Here is a 24,979-nt window from a genome sequence, read left to right as displayed (position 1 = left end):
GTCAGCCGCTCCGCCCCCAGCAACAGCGTCTCGATACCGGACACCTGCTCGGGGTCCAGCACACCCAGCAGCGACGGCACGACACTTGCCGCACCCACACCCTCCGCGCAGATCATGGACGTCAAAACCTCGGGCTCCGCCCGCTCCTCCGCGGTCGCCACCACCAACGTGCCGCCATGAGCCAGGGTCACAGCAACATCCAGCACCGCCGCATCAAAACTGAAAGACGCGAACTGCAACACCCGAACCCCGGGGTCCACACCGAGCTCGGGACCCAGGGCCGTCACCATGCCCACCACACTGCCGTGAGACACCTGCACACCCTTGGGGCGGCCCGTCGAACCCGACGTATAGATCACATACGCCAACTGGCCCGGCGTTACGGCATTGTCGGGAGCCGCCGACGGCAGATCCTCCGAAAACGCCAGATCACCTTCACGGAGAACCACCTGCGCCCCGCTGTCGGCGACCATGAACTCCAGCCGCTCCACCGGATACTCAGGATCCAACGGCAGATACGCACCACCCGCCAGCCACACCCCCAGCACCGCCACCACCATGTCGACACCGCGAGGCAGACACAGCCCCACCACCGACTCCGCACCAACACCCCGGCCCCGCAGCACATGCGCCAGCCGACTCGCCCGCGCCACCAACCCGCCGTACGTCAGCACCCGCCCACCGGACACCACCGCCACCGCATCCGGAGCCTCCGTCGCACGCGCAGCGATCAGCTCATGCACCCCACCCACCGACGGCAGAGCGGCCTGGGCGCCGTTCCAGCCCCGCACCACCCGCTCACGCTCATCAACGGACAGCACAGGAAGCTCACCAACCCGCCGCCCCGCATCCTCCGCCACCGCCTCCAACAGCCGCACCAGATGACCCGACAACCGCTCCACGGTCCCAGCGTCGAACAACGCCGTGCTGTACTCGATCTCCCCCTCCAGCCCGCCATGGCTGTCTCCCACCGCCACCGCCAGGTCGAAGTTCATTGAGGGCGCAGCGAGCACGTCCAGCCGGGAGTCGGGCTCGTCAATGTCCGTACTGTCCTCGGGGTCTTGCGGGGTGTAGTTGAAGAACACCTGGAACAACGGCGTGCGCGACCGGTCCCGCTCCACTACCAGCGCGTCCACCAACTGTTCGAAGGGCAGGTCCTGATGGGCATACGCGGCCAGAGCCGTCTTCCGCACCCGCCCCAGCAGTTCGCGGAAGGTCGGGTCGCCGGACAGGTCCGTCCGCATCACCAGCGTGTTCACGAAGAACCCGATCAGATCCTCCGTCTCGGCACGGTTCCGGTTCGCCACCGGCGTGCCCACCACCACGTCCTCCGACCCGGTGTACCGCCCCAGCAGCATGCTGAGCCCGGCCAGCAGGGTCATCTGCAACGTCACTCCGTTCTTGCGTGACAGCGCCCGCAAGGCGGCCGCGGTCTGCTGGGGTGCGGAGAAGCCGACCGCCGCACCCTTTGAGGACCGCACGGGTGGGCGGGGGCGGTCGGTCGGCAGTTCCAGTGCCGACAGGTTCGCCAACTGCTCCTGCCAATAGGCCAAATGGCCGTTCATGACGTCCCCGTCGAGCCATTGCCGCTGCCAGGCCGCGAAGTCGGCGTACTGCACCGGCAGCGGCGGCAGCGGGTCCGGTTCGCCGGCGCGCAGGGCGTCGTACAGCGTGGAGAGTTCGTGGCGGAAGACACGCACGGACCACTCGTCGAAGGCCACGTGGTGAACGGCGACGGCAAGCACGTGCTCGTGGGGGGCCAGTCGGATCAGAGTGGCACGGATCAGTGGACCGGCGGCCAGGTCGAACGAGGACATTACCTCCGCCGTCACCAGCTTGCGCGCGGCCGCCACGGGATCCCGGTCGCCGGAGACGTCGGCCACCGGCAGCGGGAAGGGCGCTGGTTCGTCGATCACCTGGCGCGCCACCCCGTCCGGGCCGGCCACCAGCCTGGTGCGCAGCACCTCGTGCCGCGCCACCACCGCGCTCAGGGCCGCGGCCAGGGCCAGGACATCCAGGTCGCCGTCCGTCCAGCGCATGAGGAGCGGCACGTTGTACTCGAGGGAGCCCGGTTCCAACTGGTCGAGGAACCACAGACGCTGCTGCGCGAACGACAGGGGCAGGGCCTGGTCGCGATCCACGACGGTGACCGGCGGCACGGTGGACGCGCGGGCCGATCCGTCGACCACGGCCGCCAGGCCCCGCACTGTGGGCTGCTCGAACACCGTCGCCAAGGCCAACTCGACTCCGAACACCGTGCGTACGCGGGAGGCGACGCGGGTGGCGAGGAGTGAGTGACCGCCGAGTTCGAAGAAGTTGTCCTGGACGCCGACGCGGTCCAGGCCGAGGACCTGGGCCCAGATGCCGGCGAGGAGTTCCTCGGTGGCGGTCGTGGGGGCGGCGAAGCCGTCGAGCCGGGGCCGCAGACCGTCCGGCGCCGGCAGGGCCTTGCGGTCCACCTTGCCGTTCGGAGTCAGCGGAAGGGCGTCGAGCTCGACGAACACCGACGGGACCATGAAGGCGGGTAGCCGGTCGCTGAGGTAGGCACGCAGGTCGCCGACCGCCGGTATGCCCTCGGCCGGGTCGGTGAGGACGAGGTGGGCGACGAGGCGCCTGTCGGTCTCTTCGCCCGCTGCCGTCACCACGGCGGTGCGGATGCGGGGGTGGGTCGCCAAAGCCGCTTCCACCTCACCCGGCTCGATACGGAAACCCCGCACCTTCACCTGCTCATCCGCCCGCCCCAGAAACTCCACCTCCCCACACGCCAACCACCGCACCCGATCCCCCGTCCGATACATCCGCGACCCATCCCCCGCAAACGGATCAGCCACAAACCGCTCCGCCGTCAACCCCGCACGCCCGCCATACCCCCGCACCACCTGCGGACCCGCAACAAACAACTCACCCGCCACACCCACCGGCACCGCAGACAACGCCCCGTCCAACACATACAGACGCGTATTCGGCAACGCCCCACCCACCGGAGCAGGCCGATCCACACCCCCCACCCCACCCCACACACTCAACGTCGAATCAACCGTCGCCTCCGTCACCCCATACGCCCCCACCAACACCACACCCGCACCCAAAACCTCCCGCGCCCGCACCACCGCCCCCGTACGCCACACATCCGTCGTCACCGCCACCAACCTCAACCCCGACAAACCCCTCCCACCCCGCTCAACCCACCCCACCAACTCCTCCACATACCGAGGCGCACACTCCAACGCCTCCACCCCCGCACCCGCCAACACCCCCGCCCACTCCTCCACCTCCACCTGCAAACCCACCCGCCCCAACACCAACACCCCACCCCCACCCAACGACCGCACCACATCACCCGAAAACACATCAAAACTCGCACTAGCCACCGACAACCACCGACGACCACCCCCCACACCCACCCCCCCATACACCGACCCCCACCCCACACACACCGCCACCAACGACCCATGCGACACCAACGCCCCCTTCGCACGCCCCGTCGACCCCGACGTATAAATCACCGCCGCCAACTGATCCGGGACCACGGCCGGAAGCTCGACGGGCTCAGAGGCCTCGGACCGGAAAAGGGACGGGTCGTCGAGCCACACCACCGACTCCGCACTCAGACGCCCGCCGACCGCCGACCGCTCCCCCACCAGCACCCGCACACCGCTGTCGGCGAGCATGAACTCCAGCCGCTCCAGCGGGTATTCGGGATCGAGTGACAGATAGGCGCCCCCTGCCAGCCACACCCCCAGCATCGCCACCACCACGTCGACACCACGCGGCAGACACAGACCCACCACCGACTCGGCCCCCACACCCCGAGCACGCAACTCACGCGCCAGCCGACTCGCCCGAGCCACCAACCCGCCATACGTCAACACACGAGCACCCGAGACCACCGCCACCGCATCCGGAGCAGCAGACGCATGAGCAACGACCAGCTCATGCACCCCACCCACCGACGGCAACGCAACCGCAGCACCGTTCCACCCCCGCAGCAACTCCTCGCGCTCACGCAGTGACATCAACGACACCTCTCCCACCCGCCGTTCGGCGTCAGCGGTGATGAGGTCCTCCAGGGCGTGTGCCAGGTGGCCGGCCATCCGGTCCACCGCGTCGGCGTCGATCCGGGCACGGTCGTAGGACATCTTGATCGTGAGCTCGCGGCCGGAGCTGGCGGTCACGCTCAGTGGATAGTTGGCCTGCTCGCGGCCGTAGTTGGCGCCGGCGCGCAGGCCGCTCGCCGCGGAGTTGCGCTGTTCCTGCTGCACCTCCTGGACCGGGAAGTTCTCGAAGACGAAGAGGCTCTGGAACAGTTGCTTGCCGGGCGGGAGTTCGCTGCAGGCGGCAATCTCCACCAAGGGGGTGTGCTCGAACCGCCGGGCCCGGACCTGTTCGTCCTGCAGCCGGGTCAGCCAGTCCGTCACCGGCTGGTCACGGTCGAGGGTGATCCTGACCGGCGTGGTGTTGAGGAGCATGCCGACCATCGCGTCCATACCGTCGAGGCGGCCGTCACGCCCCGACGACGTCACGCCGAAGACCACGTCGTCGCTGCCGGAGTAGTGGGCCATGACCACCGCCCACGCCGCCTGGACGACCGTGTTGAGGGTCAGCCGGTGGCGCCGGGCGAAGTCCGCCACGCCGGTCGCGGCGGCCTCCGGGGACAGCGGCACCCGGCACTCGCCCGGTCCCCGGTCCCCGGTGGGGCGCTCGATGCCGAGCGTCGTCGTCTCGCGGACACCGGCCAGACGTTCGCGCCAGTACGCCCGGGCCGTGTCCATGTCCTGCCCCGTCACCCACGCCACGAAGTCCCGGAAGGGTCTGCGGGCGGCGAGTCGGGGTTCGCCGCCCTCGCGGAACGCGTGGTAGGACTCCAGCAGTTCACCCACCACGATGGGGTCGCTCCAGCCGTCCAGCAGCATGTGGTGGTAGCTCCAGACGAGCTGGTGCCGTCCGGGAGCCAGTCGGATCACGGCAAGGCGTACCAGGGTCGGAGCGGTGAAGTCGGCGCCCAGCTCCCAGTCGGAGGCCAGGTAGTCGTCGACGGCCTGCTGCCGTGCGGTCTCGTCCAGCCCTGACAGGTCCAGTACCCGCAGCGGCAGCGGGACCGAGCGGGACACCACCGCCAGCGGCTCGGGCACGCCTTCAGAGACGACCGTGGTGCGCAGCACCTCGTGCCGGTCGAACATGAGTTCCCAGGCCCGTCGCAAGGCGGTGAGGTCGAGCTCCCCCTCCAGCAGCAGGCCGTTCTGCACCCAGTACATACCGGGTTCGTCGGCCAGTTCCGTATGGAAGAGCATGCCCTGCTGGAGCGCGGTGAGCGGGTAGATGTTCTCGATCGTGCGGGCCCGCCGACCGGACGTCGTGTCGAACGCGGTCATGATGCTCCTCCGGATTCGGCGGCTTCACCGGGGACGGCAGGTGAGTCGAAGCGCTGCTGGATGAGGTCGAGGACGTCCTGGTCGAGGCCGGCCAGCGGGAAGTCGGACGGTGTGTAGCCGCCGATGTCGGGGCGGCAGCAGTACGCGATCAGGTCGTCGAGGACCTCGATGTAGCGCTGTGCCAGTCGGCGCACGGTCGACTCGTCGTGAACCTGGTCGCTGTACATCCACACCAGTTCCAGGCGGCCGAGGGCGATCTGGCTGTTGATCTCGAGCAGATGCGTGCGGTTCCCGACCGTCGACTGCGGCCTGCCGAGTGCCCTGCCCGTCGGCCTGAACCGTCCGCCCGGGGCACCGGCCGCGTCGACCGCCTGGGTGGTCTGCCCCAGGTAGTTGAAGGCCACGTCGGGGCCCGGGACCGGTTCCCAGTCACCGAGGTGACGCAGCAGGCCGTAGCCGTGGCCCTTGCGGGGGACTTCCCTCAGCCGTTCCTTCGTCCGGCGCAGCGCCGCGCCGGGGTCGTCGCCGCTGCTCGTGCCGCCGAGGACGACCGGATACACGCTGGTGAACCAGCCCACCGTCCGTGACACGTCGATGTCGGCGCCCACGTCCTCGCGACCATGTCCTTCCAGGTCGACCGTCACGTGCGGGGCGGCGCACCATTCGGTGAGCACGGTCCCGAGGACGCTCAGCAGCACGTCGTTGATCTGCGTGTGGAACGCGCCCGGGACGTCGCGCAGCAGGCGCTCGGTCTGCTCCGTGCCGAGGGTGACCGACAGTTCCCGCAGGGAGGTGAGGCTGTTGGGCCCGTCGTGGTCACGTGGCAGCGGGACCGCGGTGGTCTCGGCCGTGCGCCAGTACGCGGCTTCGGCGATCAGTTCCGGGGAGCGGGCGAGTTCGTTGAGACGCTGGGCCCATCGCATGAAGGAGCTGGTCTTGGCAGGCAGCTTCACCGGGATGCCGCGTGCGGCCTGTCCGTAGGCGACCGACAGGTCCTCCAGCAACACCGGCCACGACACCGCGTCCACGACCAGGTGGTGCGCGACGACGAACAGCAGGTGTCCCTGTGCGCCCCGGTCGAACAGCACGACCTGTACGAGCGGTCCGTCCGCCAGGTCGAGGCCGGCCTGTGCCTCGTCACCGCGGGCGTCCAGGAACGCCCACTCGTCCTGGTCGTCCCGGCCGGTTGTCTCGACGACATGGACGACGTCGGCCGGCTCGGCGGCCATCACCCGGCCGGCCCATTGCCCGCCCTCCCGGACAAACCGCGACCTCAGGGCGTCGTGCTGCTCCAGCACGGCCGCCACGGCGACCCGGAGCGCCTCGGCCTCGACGGGTTCGGCGGCCTCCAGCAGCATCGACTGGTTGAAGTGGCCGGGCTCTCGCATGTCCTGCGCGAAGAACCAGCGCTGGATCGGCGTGAGCGGGAAGTCGCCGACAACCGGGCCCTGTTCCGCGTCCGCGGTGCTCTCAGCGGTGGCCACGGTGGCCAGTCCCGCGACGGTCTGGTGGTCGAACAGCTGGGCCACGGTGAAGTGCAGGCCGGCCTTCCTGGCGCGGGCCACGACCTGGATGCTGATGATCGAGTCGCCGCCGAGTTCGAAGAAGTTGTCCTGGACGCCGACGCGGTCCAGGCCGAGGACCTGGGCCCAGATGCCGGCGAGGAGTTCCTCGGTCGCGGTCGTGGGGGCGGCGAAGCCGTCCAGCCGGGGCCGCAGACCGTCCGGCGCCGGCAGGGCCTTGCGGTCCACCTTGCCGTTCGGAGTCAGCGGAAGGGCGGACAGTTCGGTGAAGTACGACGGAACCATGAAGTCCGGCAGTCCACGCCGCAGATGGTCCCGCAGCTCGCCCACGGTCGGTATGCCCTCGGCCGGGTCGGCGGGGACCGCGTAGGCGGCCAGGCGCCGGTCGGTGCCCTCCCCCACCACGCCGACCACGGCGGTGCGGATGCGGGGGTGGGTCGCCAAAGCCGCTTCCACCTCACCCGGCTCGATACGGAAACCCCGCACCTTCACCTGCTCATCCGCCCGCCCCAGAAACTCCACCTCCCCACACGCCAACCACCGCACCCGATCCCCCGTCCGATACATCCGCGACCCATCCCCCGCAAACGGATCAGCCACAAACCGCTCCGCCGTCAACCCCGCACGCCCGCCATACCCCCGCACCACCTGCGGACCCGCAACAAACAACTCACCCGCCACACCCACCGGCACCGCAGACAACGCCCCGTCCAACACATACAAACGCGTATTCGGCAACGCCCCACCCACCGGAGCAGGCCGATCCACACCCCCCACCCCACCCCACACACTCAACGTCGAATCAACCGTCGCCTCCGTCACCCCATACGCCCCCACCAACACCACACCCGCACCCAAAACCTCCCGCGCCCGCACCACCGCCCCCGTACGCCACACATCCGTCGTCACCGCCACCAACCTCAACCCCGACAAACCCCTCCCACCCCGCTCAACCCACCCCACCAACTCCTCCACATACCGAGGCGCACACTCCAACGCCTCCACCCCCGCACCCGCCAACACCCCCGCCCACTCCTCCACCTCCACCTGCAAACCCACCCGCCCCAACACCAACACCCCACCCCCACCCAACGACCGCACCACATCACCCGAAAACACATCAAAACTCGCACTAGCCACCGACAACCACCGACGACCACCCCCCACACCCACCCCCCCATACACCGACCCCCACCCCACACACACCGCCACCAACGACCCATGCGACACCAACGCCCCCTTCGCACGCCCCGTCGACCCCGACGTATAAATCACCGCCGCCAGCCCGTCTCCCGTGACGGACACCTCGGGTGGCGTCGACGGCCGGTTCTGCAGCGCGCTCACCACTGCCGGGTCGTCCAGGCAGAGCGTCCGGTCCACGGAGAGGTTCCCGACCAGCCCCGACTCGCCCACCAGCACCCGCACACCGCTGTCGGCGAGCATGAACTCCAGCCGCTCCAGCGGGTATTCGGGATCGAGTGACAGATAGGCGCCCCCTGCCAGCCACACCCCCAGCATCGCCACCACCACGTCGACACCACGCGGCAGACACAGACCCACCACCGACTCGGCCCCCACACCCCGAGCACGCAACTCACGCGCCAGCCGACTCGCCCGAGCCACCAACCCGCCATACGTCAACACACGAGCACCCGAGACCACCGCCACCGCATCCGGAGCAGCAGACGCATGAGCAACGACCAGCTCATGCACCCCACCCACCGACGGCAACGCAACCGCAGCACCGTTCCACCCCCGGACCACCTGCTCAACCTCACCAGCGGACAGCAGGGGCAGCTCCCCCACCCGCCGCCCCGCGTCCTCCGCCACCGCCTCCAGCAGCCGCACCAGATGACCCGACAACCGCTTCACGGTCCCCGCGTCGAACAAGGCCGTGCTGTACTCGAACTCACCGGCCAGCCCGCCGTCGTGGGAGTCGGCGAGTCGCAGGGTGAGGTCGAACAGGGTGGTGCGCGGCAGTCCTTCGGGCTGTTCGAGCAGAGGGGCGCCGTCCTGGGCATCCGCCATGACGTAGGTGAAGAACACTTGGAACAACGGCGTGCGGGACCGGTCCCGCTCCGCCACCAGCGCGTCCACCAACTGTTCGAAGGGCAGGTCCTGGTGCGCGTAGGCGTCCAGCGCGGCGTGCCGGACCCGGGCGAGGAGTTCGGTGAAGGTGGGGTTCCCGGACAGGTCGGTCCTCATGACCAGGGTGTTGACGAAGAAGCCGATCAGGTCTTCCGTCTCGGCGCGGTTGCGGTTGGCCACCGGGGTCCCCACGGGGATGTCCTCCGCTCCCGCGTAGCGTCCCAGCAGGACGTCGAAGGCGGTCAGCAGCGTCATGAACATGGTGGCGCCGCTCTGCCGTGACAGGGCTCGCAGGGTCTCCGCGGTGTGCGCCGGCACACTGAAGCGGGTGGTGGCGCCTTCGGAGGAACGCATGGCGGGTCGGGGGCGGTCGGTGGGCAGCTCCAGCACGGGCAGGTCGGCCAGCTTGTCCTTCCAGTAGCCGAGTTGTCCTTCGAGCACCGGCCCGGCCAGTGACTGGTGTTGCCACACGGCGTAGTCCGCGTACTGGACGGCGAGCGGCGGCAGCGGATCGGGGCGGCCCGCCCGGAACGCCTCGTACAGCGCCGACAGCTCACGCCACAGGATGCGGCCGGACCACTCGTCGAAGACGACGTGGTGCATCGACAGGACCAGGACGTGCTCGTCCGGGGCCAGGCGGATCAGGACGGCACGCATCAGCGGGCCGGTCGCGAGGTCGAATGGTGTCCTCACCTCCCCCGCGATCAGCAGTCGGGCCGCCGCGGCCGGGTCGGCGAGACCGGACACGTCGACCAGGGGCAGGGGGTGCGGTGTCGACGCCGGGTCGATGACCTGGTGGGCCACCCCGTCCGGCCCCGTCACCAGGCGGGTGCGCAGCACCTCGTGGCGCGCCGTGAGCGCGTCCAGGGCCGCTCCCAGTGCCGCGATGTCCGGGACTCCGTCCAGGCGCAGGGGAAGCGGCAGGTTGTAGTCGGTGGATCCGGGCTCGAGTTGGTCCAGGAACCACAGCCGCTGCTGCCCGAAGGACAGCGGCAGCAGGCGGTCCCGTCCGGCCTCGGCGACCGGTGCCAGGAGCGCGCCCCGGGCTGCTCCGTCGACCGCCGCGGCGAGCGCCCGTACGGTCGGGTGGTCGAACAGTGTCGCCACGGAGACGTCGGCGCCGAACACCTCACGGATGCGGGACATCACCTGGGTGGCCAGCAGTGAGTGCCCGCCCCGCTCGAAGAAGTTGTCCTCGGCGCCCACCCGGTGCACGCCGAGCAGCTGCGCCCAGATACCGGCGAGGAGTTCCTCGGTGGCTCCGGCGGGAGCCACGTACGCGTGCTCGCCGTGGGCCGTCCCGTCCGGTTCCGGCAGGGCGGCGCGGTCCAGCTTGCCGTTCGCGGTCAGCGGCAGGCCCGCGAGCTCCACGAACACCGACGGCACCATGAACGCCGGCAGCCGTCGGCCCGTGGACTCCCGCAGTTCCGTCGCCGACGGGATGCCCGCACCGGGATCGGCCGGCACGACGTACGCGACCAGGCGGCGTTCACCGCCGTCGCCGAAGGCCGTCACCACCGCCGCGCGCACGCCCGGGTGGGCGACCAGGGCGGCTTCCACCTCGCCCGGTTCGATCCGGAACCCTCGCACCTTCAACTGGCCGTCGGCCCGGTCGACGAAGCTCAGCCGTCCGTCCGCCAGTCGGCGCACACGGTCGCCCGACCGGTACATCCGAGACCCGTCCCCGGCGAACGCGTCGGGCACGAACCGCTCCGCCGTCAGGCCGGCCTGCCCACCGTAGCCGCGGGCCAGTTGCGGTCCGGCGAGGTACAGCTCACCCGTCACGCCCACCGGCACCGGTGCAAGCCGGTCGTCGAGCACGTACGCCCGTGTGTTGGGCAGCGGTACGCCGATCGGCGGAGCCCCCACCCCTCCGGCGTCCACCAGTCCGGCGGACGCGATCACCGTGGTCTCGGTGGGGCCGTAGCCGTTCAGCATGCGCCGCCCCGGCGCCCAGACCCGTGCCACCTGCTCGCCGACCCGTTCCGAGCCCACCAGCATCGCCTCGACCCCGGCCAGCTCGGCGGGGTCCAGGGTCCCCAGCAGCGAGGGGGACACGCTCGCCACGCCCACGCTCTGCGCCCGTACGACGGCGGACAGCGCCGCGGGCTCGGTTCGCTCGGCGGACGAGGCGACCACGAGCGTCGCGCCCGAGGCCAGGGTCGTCGCCAGGTCCAGCACCGCGGCGTCGAAACCGAAGGAGGCGAACTGCAGCATCCGCGTCCCCGGGGCCACGCCCAGTTCCCGGCGGAAAGTCTCCGCCAGGTTGACCAGGCCACCGTGCGCGACCTGCACGCCCTTCGGGCGGCCCGTCGAACCGGAGGTGTAGATGACGTACGCCAACTGGTCAGGTCGTACCGTCACCTCCGGCGCCGTCGACGGCAACGCGTCGCCGAGCACCAGGTCGTCCTCCCGCAGCACCACTCGGGCGCCGCTGTCGGCCACCATGAAGTCCCGTCGCTCGTCCGGGTACTCCGGGTCCAGCGGCAGGTAGGCCGCTCCCGCCAGCCACACGCCCAGCACGGCCACGGCCATGTCCACCCCGCGCGGCAGGCACAGGCCGACGACCGACTCCGGGCCCACGCCCCGGCCGCGCAGGTGATGCGCCAGCCGACCGGCCCGCGCCAGCAGCCTGCCGTACGTGAGCACGCGGGCGCCGCAGACCACGGAGACGGCGTCCGGGGACTGCTCGGCACGCCGTGCGATCAGCTCGTGCACGCCGGCCACCGGCGGCAGTACGGCGGTGGCTCCGTGGCACTCCCTCACCAGCGCGTCTCGCTCCGACGTCGTGAGCAGGGGCAGTTCGCCGACCCTGCGGTCGGGGTTCTCTGCTGCGGCGCACAGCAGTTCGACCAGATGACCGGCCATCCGTTCGACGGTCTTCGCGTCGAACAGGGCGGTGCTGTACTGGAACTCACCGGTCAGGCCGTCGTCGCCGTCGCCGAGCCGGAGCGCCAGGTCGAAGCTCACGGTGAGCGGACTGCCCGGTGCCATGTCGGGCTTGTCCGTGTCGGCGGTGTCGTAGTTGAACAGGACCTGGAACAGGGGGCTGCGGGAGCGGTCCCGCTCGACGACGAGTTCTTCCACAAGCTGCTCGAACGGCAGGTCCTGGTGTGCGTACGCGCCGAGCGCCGTCTCCCGAACCCGGGCGAGGAGTTCGGCGAACGTGGGATCACCGGACAGATCGGTCCGCAGGACCAGGGTGTTCACGAAGAACCCGATCAGATCCTCGGTCTCGGCACGGTTCCGGTTCGCCACCGGCGTGCCGACCACCACGTCCCGCGAGCCCGCGTAGCGGCCCAGCAGCACGCTGAACGCGGCCAGCAGCGTCATGGACATCGTGGCGCCGTTGCCGCGGGTCAGCTCGCGCAGTCGGCGGGCCGTGTCCACGGGGACGCGGAAGTCGACGACCCCGCCCTCGCTGGAACGCACCGCCGGGCGGGGCCGGTCGGTGGGCAGTTCCAGTACGGGTGCACCGGCCAACTGGGCGCGCCAGTAGTCGAGTTGGCTCCGCAGGACGTCGCCGTCCAGCCACTGGCGCTGCCAGAGGGCGAAGTCGGCGTACTGCACCGCCAACGGCGGCAGCGGATCGGGCCGGCCCGCCCGGAACGCCTCGTACAGGGCGGTCAGTTCGCCGCGCAGAAGTCGGCCGGACCACTCGTCGGACACGGCGTGGTGCATCGCCAGGGCCAGCAGGTGCCGGTCGGCGGCGACCGTGACCAGGACTCCGCGGATCAGCGGGCCGGCCGACAGGTCGAAGGGCAGGGCGGCGTCCGCCGCGGCCAGGGCACGTGCGGCCGCTTCCGGCTGCGACGTGTCGGACACGTCGACGACCGGCAGGGGGAAGGGGCGCGGCGGGTCGATCACCTGGGTCGCCAGCCCGTCCGCGCCCGCCACCAGACGGGTGCGCAGCACCTCGTGCCGGGCCGTGATCCGGCTCAGCGCCGCCTGCAGCGCCGACGCATCCAGGTCGCCGTCGAGGCGGATGCCCGCCGTGAGGTTGTACTCGGGCGACCCGCCGCCCAACTGCTCGAGGAACCACAGGCGTTGCTGGCCGAACGACAACGGCAGCGTACGGTCCCGGTCCACCGCGGTCACAGGGGGTACGGCGAGACCCGCGGCCGAGTTGTCGACCACCGCGGCGAACCCGCGCACCGTCGGCGCGTCGAACAGGGCCGACAACGGCACCTCGGTGCCGAACACCTCACGGATCCGGGAGATCACCTGGGTGGCGAGCAGGGAATGCCCGCCCAGGTCGAAGAAGTCGTCGAGGGTTCCCACCCGGCCGATCCCCAGGACGTCGGACCATATGCCGGTCAGGAGTTCCTCGGTGGCGGTGACCGACGGAGTGTATGTACCGGTCTCGGACTCCTCGGCGTCCGGTTCGGGCAGGGCGGCTCGATCGAGCTTGCCGTTGGCGGTGAGGGGGAACTCCCCGAGCTCGACGAAGACCGAGGGCACCATGTGCTCGGGCAGGCGTGAGCCCGCGTACGCGCGCAGTTCCGCCACCGGCGGCAGTCCCTCGTCATGGTCGGCCGGCACCAGGTAGGCCACCAGGCGGCGTCCCCGTCCCTCGCCCCGGGCGGTCACGACGGCCGAGCGCACCAGGGCGTGGGAGACGAGTGCCGCCTCCACCTCGCCGGGCTCGACACGGTACCCACGCACCTTGAGCTGGGCGTCGATGCGGCCCAGGAACTCCAGGCGGCCGTCCGCACGCCACCGTGCGCGGTCGCCGGTACGGTACATGCGGGTGCCGTCGCCGGCGAAGGCGTCGGGCACGAACCGCTCCGCCGTCAGCGCGGGCCGGCCCCGGTAGCCGCGCGCCACCTGGGGGCCCGCGACGTACAGCTCACCCACCATGCCGATCGGCACCGGGCGCAGGGCGGCGTCGAGCACGTAGACGCGGGTGTTGGCCAAGGGGGTCCCCAGCGGCACCACACCGTCGGCCAGCACTCCTGCATCGAGTCGGCCGGCGACCACGCCGACCGTTGCCTCGGTCGGGCCGTAGTGGTTGACGACGGCCCGTTCTCCGGCGGCCTCCAGCAGGCCGCCCAGCCAGACCGGCGAGGCTCCCTCCCCGCCCAGCATGAGGCCCCGACCGGGGATCAGCCCCTCCACGCCGGCGTCGGCGGCCAGGGCCGCCAGGTGGGACGGCACCACCTTGACCCAGTCCACCGCCCAGCCGGCCAGGTAGCCCGCGACGGCACGGCCGTCGAGCGCGACGTCCCCGTCGAGGATGTGCAGGACGCCACCGGACGCGAGGCAGCCGAACACGACGGTGTTGCCGAGGTCGGTGACGGCGGGCTGCAGCAGTCCGAACCGCTCGCCGGCGCCCCAGCCGGCCCGGTCCACCACGGAGACGACGTAGTTCAGCGCCCCGCCGTGCGTGACCTGCACGCCCTTGGGCCGGCCGGTGGAGCCCGACGTGTAGATGACGTAGGCGAGTTGGCCCGGGAGGACAGCGACGTCGGGGGCCTCGGTGGGCTGCGCGTCCAGAACGGCGCGCACCGAGGGGTCGTCGAGGACGACCGTGCGCAGCCGGCCGACCGGGAGTTCGTCGACCAGGTCCTCGGTGCCGATCACCACTTCTGCGCCGCTGTCGGTGAGCATGAAGCCGAGGCGTTCGGCCGGGTACTCGGGGTCCAGCGGCAGATACGCTCCTCCGGCCTGCCACACGGCCAGGACGGTCACGATCATGTCGGCTCCGCGGGGCAGACACAGCGCCACGACCGATTCCGCGCCGACGCCGACGGCCCGCAGGTAGTGGGCCAGCCGGTGGGCGCGGGCGACGAGGGCGCCGTAGGTCAGCGTGTGGTCACCGGAGACCACCGCCACCGTGTCCGCGGCCGTCGCTGCGCGCTCGGCGATCAGTTCGGGTACGCCGCCCGCCGGGGGGACGGGGACCTCGGCGTCGTTCCACTCCCTGAGCAGCCGGTCCAGTTCGTGGGCCGGCAGCACGGGCAGCCGTGACAGGGTGCGGTCCGCGTCCGTGGCCACGGCGCTCAGCAGGGTGACGAGGTGGTCCGCCATCTGCTCCACGGTCGTCGCGTCGAAGAGCGCGCGGCTGTACTCGAACTCGGCATCCAGGCCGTGTCCGTCGTCACTGAGCACCAGTCGCAGGTCGTACTTCGCGACGACGTCGGCGGCGCTGCCGCTGCGGTCGACCGTCTGCCCGGTGGCCGAGCGGGGCGCGTCGCTCTCGACGAAGTCGTAGTTGAGCAGGGCCTGGAACAGCGGCGTGCGCGACCGGTCCCGCTCGGCCACCAACGCGTCCACCACCTGCTCGAACGGCACATCCTGATGCGCATACGCACCCAGCGCCGTCTCCCGCACCCTCCCCAACACCTCACGGAACGACGGATCCCCCGACAGATCCGCCCGCATCACCAACGTGTTCACGAAGAACCCGATCAGATCCTCCGTCTCGGCACGGTTCCGGTTCGCCACCGGCGTGCCCACCACCACGTCCTCCGACCCCGCATACCGACCCAACAACACCGCATACGCCGCCAGCAGCGTCATGAACATCGACACACCACACTCACGCGACAACCCCCGCAGGCCCTCGACGACCTCCTGGGGAAGGGCGAACCGCCACCGGGCCCCCGCGGACGAGCGCACGGGCGGACGGGGCCGGTCGATGGGGAGTTCGGTGTCCGGAGCCGCGGACAGACGCTCACGCCAGTACGACAGCTGCCGCTCCAGCACGTCACCGTCCAGCCACTGCCGCTGCCACACCGCGAAGTCCGCGTACTGCACCTCCAGCGCCGGCAGCGGATCGGACTCCCCCGCACGGAACGCCTCGTACAGCGCCATCAACTCACGGTGGAAGATCCGGTCGGACCACTCGTCGAACACCACGTGGTGGATGGCGAGTGCCAGCACATGTTCCTCGCGGGCCAGACTGATCAGTGTGGCCCGCACCAGCGGACCGGCCGCAAGGTCGAACGGCACTCCGGCGTCCGCCGCGACCAGGCGCCGTGCGACCGCTGCGGGGTCCGTACCGGTGGAGACGTCCACCACGGGCAGCACGAACGGGTGCGGCGGATCGATCACCTGCCGGGGAACCCCGTCGGCGTCCGCGACGAGCCGGGTCCGCAGCACCTCGTGCCGTGTGACCATCCCGCCCAGGGCCGCCCGGAGCGCGGCGACGTCCAGGTGTCCGTTCCAGTGCACCGGGGACAGCAGCGCGTACTCGACGGAACCGGGCTCCAACTGGTCGAGGAACCACAGGCGTTGCTGGGCGAACGACAGTGGCAGCGGACGGTCCCGGTCGACCCGTGCCATGCGCGGCACGATGATGCCGGCATCCGAGCGGTCCAGGAGCGGCGCCAGGTCGCGTACCGTCGGCCGGTCGAACAGGTCGGCGAGAGGCAGCTCGACCGAGAACGCCTCACGGATGCGGAACACGACCTGGGTCGCCAGCAGTGAGTGTCCACCCAGCTCGAAGAAGTTGTCGTGGGCGCCGACCCGCTCCACGTCGAGCACATGGGCCCAGATGCCGGCCAGCAGTTCCTCCGACGGGCCTCTCGGCGCCACGAAACCGTCACCGTCCGACGCCCTTTCCGCCAGGGGCCGTTCCCCGTGGTGCGGTTGCGGCACGGGCAGCGCGGCCCGGTCGAGCTTGCCGTTCGCGGTCAGCGGCAACGCGGCCAGCTCGACGAAGGCGGACGGGACCATGAAGTCCGGCAGCCCGTGCCGCAGGTGTTCCCGCAGCTCGGCCGCCGCCGGGACGCCCAAGGAGTGGTCCGCGGGGACCAGGTAGGCCGCGAGCAGGCGGTGCGCGCCGTCGCCGTGGGCCGTGACCACCGCGGAGCGTACGCCCGGATGAGCGGTCAGCCGGGCCTCGATCTCGCCCGGCTCGATCCGGAACCCGCGCACCTTGACCTGCTTGTCCCCACGGCCCACGAACTCCAGCACCCCGCCCGGCAGTCGGCGCGCCCGGTCTCCGGAGCGGTACATCCGCGTACCGTCCCCGGCGAAGGGATCCGCGAGGAACCGCTCCGCGGTCAGCGCCGCCCGGCCGCCGTATCCGCGGGCGACACCGGCGCCGCCGATGTACAGCTCGCCCGGCACGCCCACCGGTACGGGGTGGAGCCGTTCGTCGAGCACGTACACCCGCCAGCCGGGAAGCCCTCGCCCCACCGGCAGCCCCGGATCGCCCGCGAGGTCCGCGGAACCGATGCGGTGGTGGGTGACGTGCACCGTCGTCTCGGTGATCCCGTACATGTTGACCAGGGCGGGGGTGTCCAGGCCGTGTGCCGCGCTCCAGCGGGCCACGTGCGGGCGCTGAAGCACGTCACCGCCGAACACCACGAACCCGAGCGCGGGCAGGTCGCGCCCGGGCTCGACCGCTTCGGACAGCTGGCGGAACAACTCCGGTGTGGCACTCAGGTGGGTGACACCCTCGGCAGCCAGCACCTCGCGCAGCCGCCAAGGCTCGCGCACACGGTCCATGGGCACGACGACACTGCGGGCGCCCCGAGTCAGAGGACCCCAGACCTCCCAGACCGAGAAGTCGAAGGCGAAGGAGTGGCTGACACTCCACACGCTTTCCGGTGGGAGCGTGAGTGCGCCGCAGGCTTCAGCGGCCTCGAACAGACGGATCACGCTCGCATGCGCGACCTGGACGGCCTTGGGCCGGCCGGTGGAACCGGAGGTGTAGATCACGTAAGCGAGCTGTTCCGGGTGGGGCGCCCCCCTGGGGGCGGTGTGCGGGCCCGTGCTGATCGCGGCGGCCGTCGCCGGATCGTCGAGCACCAGGAGGGGCGCCACGCCGTCGGGCAGTAGGCCGGCGTGGTGGTCCTGTGTCACCACGAGCGCGGCACGGCTGTCGGCGAGCATGAACTCCAGCCGTTCGGCCGGGTACTGGGGATCGACGGACAGCCAGGCCCCTCCGGCCTGCCATACGGCCAGCATCGCCACGACGGTGTCGACACCTCGGTCCAGGCACAGCCCGACCACCGACTCGGTGCCCACGCCCGCGTCACGCAGCCGGTGGGCGAGCCGGTTGGCGCGTTCCACCAGCCCGCCGTACGTCAGCCTTCGCTCACCGCAGACCAGGGCCACGGAGTCGGGACGGGCCGCGGCCCGGTCGGCGACCAGCTCGTGCACCCCGCGGGCGACGAGGTCGGGGACGGCGCCGCCGTGCCACTCGGCGGCCAGCAGATCCAGCTCGTGCGCCGGCAGCGTCGGCACCTGCGACAACGGCCGCTCCGGGGCCTCGGCCACCCTCTCCAGCAGGCTCACGAAGTGCCCGGTCATCCGGTCGATCGTGGTCGCGTCGAACAAGGCGGTGCTGTACTGCATCTCGCAGCTGAGACCGTGGTCGCCGCCGGTGTCGCCGACCGTGACGAGGAGGTCGTACTTGGCGGGCAGCACGTCGGTCAGGACGTCCCCGGCCTCCCACGTGGCGTAGTTGAACATGACCTGGAACAAGGGGGTACGGGAGCGGTCCCGCTCGACGACCAGCTCGTCCACCAGCTGCTCGAACGGCAGGTCCTGGTGGGTGAACGCGCCGAGGGCCATCTCCCGTACCCGGGCGAGGAGTTCGGCGAACGTGGGATCACCGGACAGGTCGGTCCGCATGACCAGTGTGTTGACGAAGAAGCCGATCAAATCCTCGGTCTCGGCACGGTTCCGGTTCGCCACCGGGGTGCCGACCGCCACGTCCTCGGCGCCGCCGTAGCGGCCGAGCAGCACGCCGAGCGCGGCCAGCAGCGTCATGAACATCGTCGAGTCATGCGTACGGGACAGCCTCCGCAGGGCCTCGGTGGTGTGCGCGGGGACGGTGAACCGCAGCACCGCGCCCTCGGCCGACCGCACGGGCGGGCGCTTTCGGTCAACCGGCAGCTCCAGCTCCGGGAGGTCTGCCAGCTGATCGACCCAGTAGGCGAGCTGCGAGGCGAGCGCGGCACCGGTCAGCCACTGCCGCTGCCAGGCCGCGAAGTCCGCGTACTGCAGGGGCAGCGGTGCGAGCGGGACGGGCTGCACGTTCTGGAACGCCTCGTAGAAGGCCGACAGTTCACGCCGGAAGACGCGGTCCGACCACTCGTCGAACACGACGTGGTGCACGGTCACCGCCAGCACGTGCTGGTCCGGGGCCAGCCGCACCAGCGTGGCCCGCACCAACGGCCCCTGCGCCAGATCGAACGGCACGGCCGCATCACCCGCCACCAATTCCCGCGCCGCGCCGACCGGGTCCGGCTCCCCCGACACGTCGACAAGCGGCAACGGGAACCCGGACGGCGCGTCCACACACTGGTACGGCACACCGTCGGCACCGACGACGAGCCGCGTCCGCAGCACCTCATGGCGTGCCACGATCGCGCCCAGCGCGGCACCGAGCGCCTCCACGTCCGGCTTCTCCCCGCGCAACCACACCGGCAGAGCGATGGTGTATTCCGCGGACCCAGGCTCCAGCTGGTCCAGGAACCACAACCGCTGCTGCGCGAACGACAACGGCAGCGGCCGGTCCCGGTCCACCGCCGTCACAGGGGGTACGGCCGTCCCCCGCGCCGAACGGTCCACCAGCGCGGCCAGCTCCCGCACGGTGGGGCGGTCGAACACCGCGGAGAGCGGCACGTCCACCGACAGCAGGTCGCGGATCCGGGAGCCGACCCGCGTCGCAAGCAGCGAATGACCGCCCAGCTCGAAGAAGTTGTCCGTGACCCCGAGGCGGGCGACACCGAGCAGACGACTCCAGACACCGGCGAGCAACTCCTCGGTGGGAGAGGCCGGCTGCACGTACCCGGACAGCCCTCGCCGCTCCGGCTCCGGGAGTGCCGAGCGGTCGAGCTTGCCGTTGGGGGTGAGGGGCAACGTGTCGATGGGCGTGAAGACGGACGGGATCATGAAGGCGGGCAGGTGAGCGCCGGCGTGGGTGCGAAGGTCGGTGACGGTCGGGATGCCTTCGGCTGCGTCCTCGGGAACGAGGTAGGCCACCAGCCGGCGGTCGTCCTCGTCGCCGAACGGGACCACGACGGCGGTACGGATCCGGGGATGCGTGGTCAGGACGGCTTCGATCTCGCCCGGTTCGATCCGGAACCCGCGGACCTTGACCTGCTGGTCCGCCCGGCCCACAAAGTCCAGCCGTCCATCGGGAAGCCAGCGGGCCCGGTCGCCCGAACGGTACATACGAGAGCCGTCGGCAGCGAACAGGTCAGGAAGGAAACGCTCACCAGTCAGGCCGGGGCGACCGGCATAGCCGCGGGCCACCTGGGGGCCTGCGATGAACACCTCGCCCACCACACCCACGGGGACCGGATGCAAGGAGGTGTCCAGGACGTACAGGCGCGCGTTGGCGACCGGCAAGCCGATCGGCGGCACACCCTCCGACCCGTCGACCGCACCTGCGGTGACCATTACCGTCGCCTCGGTCGGACCGTAGGTGTTCACCAGACGACGACCCGGAGCCCACGCCCGCGCCACCTGCTCCGTCAGCCGCTCCGCCCCCAACAACAGCCTCTCGATGCCACGCACGCGCTCGGGGTCCAGCACACCCAGCAGCGACGGCACGACACTGGCCGCACCCACGCCCTCCGCGCAGATCATGGACGTCAGTGCGTCGGGCTCAGCCCGCTCCCCCGCGCTCGCCACCACCAACGTGCCGCCGTGAGCCAGGGTCACAGCAACATCCAGCACCGCCGCATCGAAGCTGAAAGACGCGAACTGCAACACCCGCACGCCCGCCTCGGCCCCAAGCTCCGAGCCCAGCGCGGTCACCATGCCGACCACACTGCCGTGAGACACCTGCACACCCTTGGGACGGCCCGTCGAACCCGACGTATAGATCACATACGCCAACTGGCCCGGCGCTACGGCATTGTCGGGAGCCGCCGACGGCAGATCCTCCGAAAGCACCAGATCACCTTCACGGAGAACCACCTGCGCCCCGCTGTCGGCGACCATGAACTCCAGCCGCTCCACCGGATACTCGGGATCCAGTGGCAGATACGTGCCGCCCGCCAGCCACACCCCCAGCACCGCCACCACCATGTCGACACCGCGAGGCAGACACAGGCCCACCACCGACTCCGCACCAACACCCCGGCCCCGCAGCACATGCGCCAGCCGACTCGCCCGCGCCACCAACCCGCCATACGTCAACGTGCGACCACCGGACACCACCGCCACCGCATCCGGCGCCTTGTTCGCACGCGCAGCGATCAGCTCATGCACCCCACCCACCGACGGCAGAGCGGCCTGGGCGCCGTTCCAGCCCCGCACCACCCGCTCACGCTCATCAACGGACAGCACAGGAAGCTCACCAACCCGCCGCCCCGCATCCTCCGCCACCGCCTCCAACAGCCGCACCAGATGACCCGACAACCGCTCCACGGTCCCCGCGTCGAACAACGCCGTGCTGTACTCGATCTCCCCCAGCAGCCCATCGCCGCTCTCCACCAGGCGCAGGGCGAGGTCGCATTTCACGGGCAGCGTGCCCGGATTGACGTAGGCGCCGCCCGTGGTGCCGTAGCTGAACATGGTCTGGAAGAGCGGGCTGCGCGATCGGTCCCGCTCGGTCACGAGCGTGTCCACGAGTTGCTCGAACGGCAGATCCTGGTGGGCGTACGCGCCCAGAGCCGTCTCCCGTACCCGCCCCAGCAGTTCGCGGAACGTCGGGTCGCCGGACAGGTCCGTCCGCATCACCAGCGTGTTCACGAAGAACCCGATCAGATCCTCCGTCTCGGCACGGTTCCGGTTCGCCACCGGCGTACCGACCACCACGTCCTGAGTGCCGGTGTACTTGCCGAGGAGGACGTCGAAGGCGGCCAGGAGGGTCATGAACATGGTGGCGCCGTGTTCCCGTGCCACCGTTCGCAGCGCCTCAGCGGTGTGTGCCGGGACAGTGAACCGTGTGACGGCTCCCTCGGTGGGCCGAACGAGGGGCCGCGGCCGGTCGGTGGGCAGTTGCGGCATCGACATGTCGGCCAACTGCGTTCGCCAGTAGGCGAGTTGATCATCAAGTACGTCGCCGGTCAGCGACCGTCGCTGCCAGACGGCGAAGTCGGCATACTGGACCGGGAGCGGTGGCAGCGGATTCGGCCGACCCGCGCGGAACGCGGCGTACAGGGCCCACAGTTCGCGCTGGAGGACGAGGTCGGACCACTCGTCGAAGACGGCGTGGTGTGCGGACAGCGCCAGGAGGTGGTCGTCGGGGGCCGATCTGATGAGGACGGCGCGGATCAGCGGACCGTTCGCGAGGTCGAAGGGGGCCATCGCCTCCTGGTGTGCCAGCCGTTGGCACTCGCGTCGGGGGGCCGGGGCGGCGGACACGTCGACCACGGGCAGCGGGAAGGGCGCGGGCTCGTCGATCGCCTGGTACACGGTGCCGTCCTGGCCGGGTGCAAGGCGGGTGCGGAGCGCTTCGTGCCGGGCCAGGACCGTGTCCAGGGCGGCTTGGAGGGCAGGGACGTCCAGCGTGTGGTCGATGTGCAGGCGCAGAGGCAGGTTGTACTCGGCGGAGCCCGGGTCGAGTTGGTCGAGGAACCACAGCCGCTGCTGCCCGAACGACAGCGGCAGGGCCTCGTCGCCCCGGCCGACCGCCTCGAACACCGGAGCGCCCGTGCCTGCGGGTGCACCCGTAGCGCCGGCCGCGTCCGCGACAGCCGCCGCCAGCTGCCGTACGGTCGGCTGCTCGAAGAGCACCGCGAGGGGCAGTTCCACGCCGAAGGTCTGGCGGATGCGGGACATGACCTGGGCGGCCAGCAGCGAGTGTCCGCCCAGTTCGAAGAAGCTGTCCCGGGCGCCCACCCGGTCGACGCCGAGGAGCCGCGCCCAGATCCCGGCGAGGACTTCCTCGGTACGGGTGACCGGAGCGACGTACGGTCCCTGGGTCAGTTGCGCGTGCTCGGGTGCGGGGAGGGCGGACCGGTCGAGTTTGCCGTTGGTGGTCAGTGGCAGCGCGGTCAGTTCCACGAAAGCCGACGGCACCATGAAGTCCGGCAGCCGCCGTCCCGCGAGGTCGCGCAGGGTGTCCACCGGCGGCATGCCGAGTGCCGGGTCCGACGGCACCACGTACGCCGCGAGTCGGCGTGCCTCACCCTCGCCGAACGCGGTCACGGCCACCGCGCGCACACCCTCGTGGGCGGCCAGCGCTTCCTCCACCTCGCCCGGCTCGACGCGGAAGCCGCGGACCTTCAGCTGGCCGTCCGCCCGTGTGACGAACTCCAGGCGTCCGTCGGCCAACCACCGGACGCGGTCGCCCGAGCGGTACATGCGGGAGCCGTCCGCGGCGAAGGGGTCTGCCACGAACCGCTCGCCGGTCAGTGCGGCACGCCCGCCGTAGCCGCGGGCCAGCTGGGGGCCCGCGATGAACAGCTCTCCCACGGCGCCCACCGGCACCGGCTCAAGGGTGGGGTCAAGGACGTAGACGCGCGTATTGGGCAGCGGCCCGCCGATCGGCGGCGCTCCGGGCGCGTCGGCGTCCACGGGGCCCACGCAGGCGATGACCGACGTCTCCGTCGGCCCGTACCCGTTCACCAGCCGCCGCCCGGGGGCCCAGTCCCGGGCCACCTGGGTGCCGACCCGCTCCGAGCCGACCAGCATCGCGCCCACGTCCGCCAGGGCCCCCGGTTCCAGGACGCCCAGCAGCGAGGGCGACACGCTGGCCATGGTGACCGCCTGGGCCCGTACGAGGGTTTCGAGCGAGCCCGGCTGTGCGCGGTCCGTCGACGAAGCCACCACGAGCGTCCCGCCGGCTGCGAGCGTCATCGCCACGTCGAGGACGGCCGCGTCGAAACTGAGCGAGGCGAACTGCAGGGCCCGCGTTCCGGGAGCCGCACCGAGCACCGGGCGAAAGGCGACCGCCAGGTTCAGCAGTCCCGCGTGGGCGACCTGTACGCCCTTGGGCTGTCCCGTCGAGCCTGAGGTGTAGATGACGTAGGCCAGTTGGGCGGGGCGTGCTTCGGTGTCCGGGGCGGACGACGGCAGCGCCTCCCACAGGTACCGGTCCTCCAGGCGCACCACGCGGTCGGCGGGCAGCGCCTCCACCTGCCCGGAGCCGCCGACCAGCACCGTGGCGCCACTGTCGGCGAGCATGTACTCCAGCCGCTGGGCCGGGTACGCGGGGTCGAGGGGCAGGTACGCGCCACCGGCCTGCCAGACCGCGAGTACGGCGACCACCATGTCGGCACCGCGTTCCAGGCACAGCCCCACGACCGACTCGGGGCCGACGCCCATCCCCCGCAGGCGGTGTGCCAGCCGGTTCGCCCGCGCCAGCAGTGCGCCGTAGGTCAGCACGCGGTCACCGGACACCACCGCGACCGCGTCCGGGCTGCGTGCGGCCCAGTGCGCGATCAGCTCGTGCACCCCGGCGGCCGGCGGAAGCGCGAGCGCGGGTCCGTCGCCCGCGCGGATCAGGGCGTCGCGTTCGTCGGGCATCAGTACCGCCAGTTCGTGCACGCAGCGGTGCGGGTGCTCGGCTGCGGTCTCGATCAGGGCCAGGAGGTGACGGGCGGTCCGTTCCACCGTCGCTGTGTCGAACAGGGCGGTGTCGTACCTGAACTCCCCCGACAGGAAGCCGTGTTGTGCGTCGGACACGTGGAGCAGCAGGTCGCTCGCCGCCTCCGGCTCACCGCGGTCGCCGGGGCCCGTGCAGGAGAAGCGGACCGGGTGGCGGGTGGAGCCGCCCGTGGTCGCGTGTATGCGGCCGGGCAGTTCGGCGAAGGACGGCTCGCCGCTGAGGTCGGTGCGGGCCACCGCCCCGTCCTCGGCCACCACCACGTCGTCCGTGCCCGCGTAGCGGCCCATCAGGACGCTCAGGGCCGCGAGCACGAGGGTGCGCACGTTCGTTCCGCCGGTGCGGGACAGTTCCCTGAGCCGCTGTGCGGTCGTGGGCGGCACGTCGAACCGGACCACCGCCGTCCGAGTGGGGCCGCCCGTGGCGCGGGGGCGGTCCGTGGGCAGCTCCAGGGCCGGCAGGTCCGCCGACTGGTCACGCCAGGAGTTCGGTTCACCGTGCATGACGCCCCCACTAAGCCACTCGCGTGAAAT

At 71.1% G+C, this 24,979-nt stretch carries 2 protein-coding genes (1 of these 2 only partly in view); both read right to left on the bottom strand.

Going from position 1 to position 24,979, the window contains the following annotated elements:
* Positions 1-5,372, bottom strand: the 5' portion of a protein-coding gene (locus M2157_RS46795; protein WP_280868519.1) for a non-ribosomal peptide synthetase. Its footprint begins 1,024 nt before the window's first position; the window shows 5,372 of its 6,396 coding nt (coding positions 1-5,372); it begins with the start codon at positions 5,370-5,372; its stop codon lies beyond the left edge, outside the window.
* A complete protein-coding gene (locus tag M2157_RS46790; RefSeq protein WP_280868562.1) occupies positions 5,369-24,979 on the bottom strand; it encodes a non-ribosomal peptide synthase/polyketide synthase in 19,611 nt (6,536 codons plus the stop codon). Before M2157_RS46790 ends, M2157_RS46795 begins: the two co-directional genes overlap by 4 nt.

It is taken from the genome of Streptomyces sp. SAI-127 (assembly GCF_029894425.1).
Classification (GTDB): Bacteria; Actinomycetota; Actinomycetes; order Streptomycetales; family Streptomycetaceae; genus Streptomyces.
This window is presented reverse-complemented; position numbering and strand designations above follow the sequence as displayed.